This window comes from Aporhodopirellula sallentina SM41 (assembly GCF_000346505.1).
GTDB lineage: Bacteria > Planctomycetota > Planctomycetia > Pirellulales > Pirellulaceae > Rhodopirellula > Rhodopirellula sallentina.
The window spans coordinates 1-7511 of the sequence record NZ_ANOH01000175.1 but is presented as its reverse complement, the minus strand read 5'-3'; the positions used below and the strand labels follow the sequence as shown (position 1 = coordinate 7511).

The following is a 7511-nucleotide window of genomic DNA, read 5'->3' as shown; positions in this document are numbered from 1 at the left end:
GGCCTCTCCAACACGATCGCCATGGGTGAAATCGCTACCTACTTAGGCGACCGTGATATTCGCACGAGTGCTGCCAACCGGGCAAACTCTCATATTGCAGTCGTTAACTGTGATAACGATCCTGATCCAGCTCGTCCTCAGTTCTGGGAAGCTTCCGTTCCAGTCGATGTCGCTTCGACTCGTTCCGCGGAGGGACGCGGATACCAATGGGCGGTCGCAAACATGATGCAGACTGGATTCGTTACCGTGAAACCACCAAACTCGCTCACCTGTGCCGGAAATGCTCGGCAAGCCGGGGTCTATGGTGCGAGCAGCTATCACCAGGGCGGCGCCCATGTCCTGATGGGAGACGGTGCAGTCAAGTTTATCACTGATTCTATCGAGGCGGGTAATCAACAGGCTCCCAACGTGCGGACCTCCAGTGGCCCGGGGGTGAAAAGTCCTTACGGCCTATGGGGTGCCCTCGGGACACGGGCCGCTCGCGAAGTGATCAGCGAAGAATTCTGATCGTATTTTTGTCGACGCCGCAACCGTGCCGTAAGAGTCATCGCCGAAAGACGGCGATGGCTCGGAAGGGACAAGGCGATCCAAAATTCAATATGCCGATGAATGTCCTCTGCATCTGTGTTGATGCCTAACGCCTCCGCGTGACCTAGGCGCGAACATCAACGTCCGGTCGAAATAGGTCAGTGGCCTTGTTGTAAAATTTCGAGAGACCTGACGCGACCTTTTAGGGTCGCTTGGCTTCTCGACAACTGCGAACCAAGAATGAATACGGGCTCAAATGTGTGTCAGGAAAAACATTTGGGTTTCTTCGTGGCGTCCATGGCTCGCTAACATTTTTTGATTCAGTAACCGAATTCTTGATTCACTACCCTAAATATCCGACAGTAAGAAACCAATGTTTATTAGAAGTATTTGCTTGTTGTTTGTATTCGCCGGCATCGCGTTCGTGGGGTGTGATGGTGATTCCAGCACCGTGATCGCGCCACCCGAGGGAGCACGCGAAATGACCCCTGAAGAGCTTGCAGAATTCAACGCCAACGCGGCGGCGGATATGGAACCTGTTATTCAAGACTAGTGATCTAAGACGGCTTACCTTCAGGGTCGCAATCTCGGCAACAGTATCGGTAGGCCTCGTAATTCAACGAAATTCTTGGCCGCTTTCGCCGCGAGTTGAACCCTGATGTTTTCTGTGCCAATTCACTAGACATTTAATTCATGCATGCGGTGTCGGGAATTGCAGAATTCGCGCGCCGTAGGGGATCTCGAGTGAATCCTTCAGCATCGGTAGGTATACGGCAACGACGAGAATTGCTGTTTCTTTGAGCATTGCTCTCCGCTGAAAGTGTTTAGGGGAAACGCAAGTTGTCAAAGCGTTTTCAACTGAAACCCAGCGTTCCTCATTTCAAAGGTTTTTAGATGGCACTTCGACAAGTTTTCCTGCTGGTTCTTGCAGTCGCCTCAGTCGACGCCGCACGTGCCGCTAGTCCAACCAGGGAACCATCCTCGTCTCCTGCGCGACCCAACGTCCTTTTTATCTTGGCCGATGACCTCGGGCTGCATGACATCTCGGTGGAAGGCAGCACGTTTTACCAAACACCAAATATTGATGAACTTGCTCTCGGTGGCGCACGGTTCACCAACGGTTACGCGAATTGCCAAGTTTGCAGCCCATCGAGGGCCAGCATCCAAACCGGAAAATACCCGCCCCGTCACGGTGTGACCGATTGGATCGGAGCCGGTGCAGGGAAGGGCAAATCTCTCGGCGAACGGTTGTATGCACCTGAGTACGCTCTTTCGCTGCCACTCAAAGACACGACCATCGCCGAAGCGATGCGAGACGCCGGCTACACAACGTTCTTTGCCGGAAAATGGCACTTGGGCGGTGAAGGTTCGTGGCCTACCGATCACGGTTACCAGATCAATCGCGGTGGTTTCGATCGCGGAGGGCCTCCGGGCGGTTACTTCTCGCCCTACCAAAACCCACTACTCGAAGACGGCCCCGATGGCGAATCGTTGCCCCTACGTCTAGCGAGCGAAACGTCGCAGTTCATCCGCGAACATCAAAACAAACCCTTCTTCGCGATGCTGTCCTTCTACTCAGTTCACGGGCCGATCCAAACGAGCAAACCGTTGTGGGAAAAGTATCGTGCGATTGCCGCCGAAGGAACACCACCATCCTCGCGTTTCAAAGTCGATCGCACCATGCCGGTTCGCCAAGTTCAAGACCACCCGGTCTACGCCGGGATGATGGAATCCATGGATACCGCCGTCGGCAAGGTCCTCGAAACGCTCCGTGACTGTGGTTTGGATGAATCAACGATTGTTGTCTTTACCGGCGACAACGGTGGAGTCTCCTCCGGCGACGGATTCTCGACGAGCAACCTGCCCCTGCGTGGCGGCAAAGGACGCCAGTGGGAAGGCGGCATCCGCGAACCGTTTTACATCCGTTATCCCGAAAAAATCAAACCAGGCACCATCTGCGATTACCCCGCCACCGGCGCGGACTTTTATCCGACCATCCTCGACCTCTGCGGCCTGCCTCTTCTACCAAAACAACACATTGATGGAGTCGCACTCACTCCCGTGATGCAAGGCGAACAACTGCCCGAACGTCCGCTGTTTTGGCACTACCCACACTACGGCAATCAAGGCGGTGAGCCAAGCTCGATCATTCGCAAGGGTGATTGGAAACTCATCCACTATTACGAAGACGGCCATAACGAACTCTATAACCTCGCCGATGACCCCGGCGAAACCAACGATCTCTCGCTGCACATGCCGGTCACCGCGAAACGTCTCGCCAACGAACTGGAGGCTTGGCTCAAAGAAATCGACGCACGCTTTCCAGCCGCCGATCCGTCATTCGACCCGGTCAAAGCCGAGGCGAAAGCGATTCGCTACCAAACCACGTTCAAACAACGTCTCGAAAAAGCTCACGCTGCGATGCTCGACCCAAATTGGAAGCCCAACGCCGATTGGTGGGGCAGCATGGTAACGAATGACTAAGCGAACCATCAAAACAGACGCCACCAAAAGCCCTAGGTCCAAATAGCGCACAAAAAGTGAGGCAAAAAGGACCTCGACCGGTTGTGAAGAGGGTGCCGCGCAACAACTGCGTACCACCGTTTCCAAGCCGGTTTGGTTTCCCCACCAAGCCAACCGACCCACCCCGCACGTTCATCCCTGCGGAGAATCGGTGGCTTCCCTTCTCTATCAAAGTAGAAAGCGATGAACACGAAGAGCACTGCTCGAGTTTGGCAACAACCCATCACGATCCCTACTTATGGAATCGGCTCTCCCGATCCGAACCCGATGTTCCTCGACAAACGGGTGTACCAAGGCAGCAGCGGCGCGGTCTATCCATTGCCGGTGATCGACCAAATCGAAGACGAGAAACACGATAAAGAATGGCAGGCCGTTTTCCTCGAAAACGATTACCTGAAGGTCATGGTCCTGCCTGAACTCGGCGGCCGCATCCAAATGGCGTTGGACAAGACCAACGACTATCACATGGTCTACTACAACCAAGTGATCAAACCTGCGTTGGTCGGACTCGCCGGTCCGTGGATCAGTGGCGGCATCGAGTTCAACTGGCCGCAACACCACCGCCCCAACACTTACGGACCTGTCGATTTCCAGCTCGAACAAGGCGAAAACGGCGAAGCCACTGTTTGGTGCCACGAAATCGATCGCATGCATCGCACCGAGGTCCGCTACGGCATTCGGTTGTATCCGGAACATGCCTACATCGAAATCGATGCTCACCTGACCAACCGGACCTCGCTGCCACAAACCTTCCTGTGGTGGGCCAACCCGGCCGTCGCGGTCGACGACAATCACCAATCGATTTTCCCACCCGATGTCAGTGCAGTGATGGACCACGGCAAACGGGATGTGTCGACATTCCCGATCGCGACAGGCACCTACTACAAAGTCGATTATTCCGAAGGCGACGACCGTTCAGGCGATCAAACCGGAACGGATATCTCACGTTATCGCAACATCCCTGTGCCGACGTCCTATATGGCGTACAAGAGCGACTATGACTTTGTCGGCACTTACGATCACGGACGGCAAGCCGGTTTGCTGCATGTTTGCGATCACCACGTCAGTCCCGGCAAAAAGCAATGGACGTGGGGCAACGGTGATTTCGGCCAAGCCTGGGATCGCCACCTCACCGATGAAGACGGCCCCTACATCGAATTGATGTGCGGCGTCTACACTGACAACCAACCCGACTTCACTTGGTTGATGCCGGGCGAAGAGAAGTCGTTCCAGCAGTACTTCATGCCTTACAAAGGCATCGGTGTGATCGGCAACGCAACGACCGATGCGGCGATTGGCATGGACGTCACCGAAAGCCGTGCCGACGTTCGTTTCTATACCACGCGTCGAAACGACTGCGTCACCGTCAATCTGCAATCGCAAGGCAACACGATCGCTGAGTCGAGCTGCCCGTCAGATCCAAACCGTCATATCGAACGGTCCTTCGACCTGCCCTCGGCGATCCCAGCGAGCGAACTGACCGTGACGCTCCGTGACGCCGACGGGAAAACGCTCGTCACGTGGACACCGCCATCGGGTCCCGTTCACGAAGTCCCCGCACCGGCCAAAGCCATTGACGCCCCGGAACAACTCGACTCGACGGAGTCCTTGTTCCTCGCCGGACAGCATATTGAGCAGTACCGTCACGCGACCCGTCGTGCGATGGACTACTACGACGAAGGCTTGCGTCGTGATGAGGGCGACGCGCGGCTGAACAACGCCAAGGGCAAACTGCTTTTGCGACACGGCCAATTCGCCAAGTCGATCGGCTACTTTGAACGGGCGATCGAAAGGCTCACGCGGCACAACCCTAACCCTTACGACGGCGAACCGCTCTACAACCTCGGCGTGGCGCAAACCATGCTCGGCAATGACGAGGCCGCGTTCGATGCGTTCTACAAAGCAACCTGGAATGACGAATGGGTTTCCGCCTCGTTCTTTGAACTGGCCCGCTTGGCGACCAAGATGGGCAAACGCCAAGACGCGATCAACTATTGCCAACGATGTCTCGATCGCAACGTGCATCACACCCAGGCCGCACATCTGCTCACCTACCTCCAACGAGACACGGCCGAGCACGCCGACCATCTCGACCTTGAACTCCAGAACAACGCGTTCAATTTCGGTATCCAGTGGGAACGTGCGGTCGCGACAGACGACTACGCCACGTTCGATTCTCTCACCCGACAAGACCCCAACACGGTCTTGGAAATTGCGATCGACTACGCCGCGTTTGGTGAATACGAGACGGCATCGAATATCCTCTCGCGTTTGATCTCGCAGAGTGAGGACAAAACCGTCCCTGCGATGATTCGGTATCACCTCGCACACTGTCTCGAAAAGATCGGCAACAGCGACGAAGCGACTGCACAGCGGCGGATCGCACGATCGATCGGAACGGGTGACATTTTCTTTGCAAACAAACTCGAAGACATCGCGGTCCTTCAATCGGCAATGGAATCTGCCAACGGCGATCCGATCGCTGCCTATCAACTCGGCAACCTTTGGTACGACCGTCGCCAGTACGACGACGCGATCGATTGCTGGGAGAAATGCGTGGCCGAGGATGCTTCGTTCGCGACCGCATGGCGTAATTTGTCGCTCGCGTATTTCAACCAACGTGGCGACCAAGATCGAGCACTCGACGCGATGGAAACCGCGTTCCGGTTGAGCCCGAACGACCCTCGCATCCTGTTTGAACTCGACCAACTCTGCCTGCGAATCGGTGAATCACCCAACGAACGACTGGACCGATTGAGCAATCATCGCGACTTGGTTGACCAGCGTGATGATTTGTATCTGCAGCTCTGCACGCTCGACAACCTGACCGGTCATCATGACTCGACGTTGGACCTCTTGATGCGTCGCAACTTCCGTCCGTGGGAAGGTGGCGAAGGCAAGGTACCGGCGCAGTACGTGACCGCGCTAGTACAACTCGCGCAGAAAGCTAGCGACGAGAACAATCCTTCCCAAGCAATCGACTATCTCGAGCGAGCCCTTCAGTGGCCACACAATTTGGGTGAAGGCAAACTCCAAGGAATCCAGGAGAACGAGATTCAATACCATCTCGGCTGTGCTTACGAAGCGATGGGCGAATCGGCAAAAGCTGCCGAATGGTTCAACGCAGCCAGCGAAGGGCTCAGCGAGCCCAGTTCGGCGATGTACTACAATGACCAACCGCCGGAAACGATCTTCTATCAAGGCCTCGCTCAAGCGAAACTCGGCAACCAAGACGAAGCCACCAAGCGATTCGAACGCTTGATCGAATACGGGAAACGCCACTTCAACGACGACGTCACGATCGATTACTTTGCCGTTTCGTTGCCGCACTTCCTAGTCTTCGAGCCCGATCTGAAACAGAACAACCAGATTCACTGTCGATTCATGATCGCGTTGGGATCACTCGGATTGGGACGGATCGCCGAGGCGCAACAGCAATTCAGCGAGATCCTCAGTGCGGACCCGGCTCACCTCGGTGCGACGCTCCATCGCTCACGCGAATTGAATAAGCTAACCAAACCACAGGGCACCTACGCGGCGCAGGCCTAAAACCTTCCTACGCGTGCCGGTCGGCGATCGGCAGCGATGTTTTGGGAGCACAGAGTCCATCGCCTAACGTTCGACGGGGAACCGATTCACAACGAATTCGGATCGGCTCCCAACATGAATCCACCACCGGCGCAGCAGGTCATGAAGCCCCCGCAAAAGCGCCGGCCAGTGAATTCATGAGTGAGCAGTGAATTCATGGGTGAGCAGTGAATCCATGGGTGAGCATTGAATCCATGGGCGAGCTATCCACCGGATTCTCTGCTACCCTGCATCGCAACGACGCCTCCCCCCATCCCCACCCAAACAACGAAGGCGACTCCTTTGGGAAACGCAACCTCCTACAACCTCGGATACCTGTTTCGAATTTCCCTCGTCGCCGCGTTGGGTGGACTGCTCTTCGGATACGACTGGGTGGTAATCGGTGGCGCGAAAGCTTTCTACGAACCGTACTTTGATCTCGTCGGGGAAGACAAAGCGTGGATGTCCGGCTGGGCGATGAGTTCGGCGCTCGCCGGGTGTTTGGGCGGTGCGATCGTTTCCGGAGCGATCACCGATTCGATCGGCCGAAAGAAAGTCCTCATCATCGCCGCGCTACTGTTTACGGCATCGGCGATCTGGACCGCGTGCTCGTATAGCTTCTTCGTCTTCATCATCGCACGCATTTTAGGTGGGGTCGGCATCGGACTGGCGTCCAACGTTTCGCCGATCTACATCGCCGAGGTTTCTCCCTCGTCGCTGCGTGGTCGGTTTGTTTCGATGAACCAATTGACAATTGTCATCGGGGTGTTGGCGGCGCAAATCGTCAATCTCCTGATCTACAACTACGCTCCGGTCGACCGCGAAGCCACCACGGACGTCATTCTGGATTCGTGGAATGGTCAGTATGGATGGCGTTGGATGTTCGCCGCAGA

5 protein-coding genes are annotated in these 7511 nt (G+C 55.7%); all 5 read left to right on the top strand.

Annotated elements, in window-relative coordinates:
• The coding region (locus tag RSSM_RS11365) for a DUF1559 family PulG-like putative transporter (RefSeq protein WP_044302325.1) at positions 1-507 on the top strand (507 nt) is incomplete at its 5' end.
• A gap of 415 nt (positions 508-922) precedes the next feature.
• Positions 923-1081, top strand: coding sequence for a hypothetical protein (locus RSSM_RS33695; protein ID WP_008678261.1), 159 nt, complete (start codon positions 923-925; stop codon positions 1079-1081).
• Between the two features lie 341 nt (positions 1082-1422).
• A complete protein-coding gene (locus RSSM_RS11355; RefSeq protein ID WP_008678255.1) occupies positions 1423-3012 on the top strand; it encodes a sulfatase in 1590 nt (529 codons plus the stop codon).
• Between the two features lie 222 nt (positions 3013-3234).
• Positions 3235-6600: a DUF5107 domain-containing protein gene (locus RSSM_RS11350; RefSeq protein WP_008678253.1), complete on the top strand. Its 3366-nt coding sequence runs from the start codon at positions 3235-3237 to the stop codon at positions 6598-6600.
• Positions 6601-6921: 321 nt separating this feature from the next.
• A partial coding sequence (locus RSSM_RS11345) for an MFS transporter (protein ID WP_008678252.1) occupies positions 6922-7511 on the top strand: 590 nt, incomplete at its 3' end.

Excerpts from the sequence above, each read along its gene's own strand:
- RSSM_RS11355 (WP_008678255.1), top strand. The coding sequence starts at position 1,423 with ATGGCACTTCGACAAGTTTTCCTGCTGGTTCTTGCAGTCGCCTCAGTC.
- RSSM_RS11350 (WP_008678253.1), top strand. The coding sequence starts at position 3,235 with ATGAACACGAAGAGCACTGCTCGAGTTTGGCAACAACCCATCACGATC.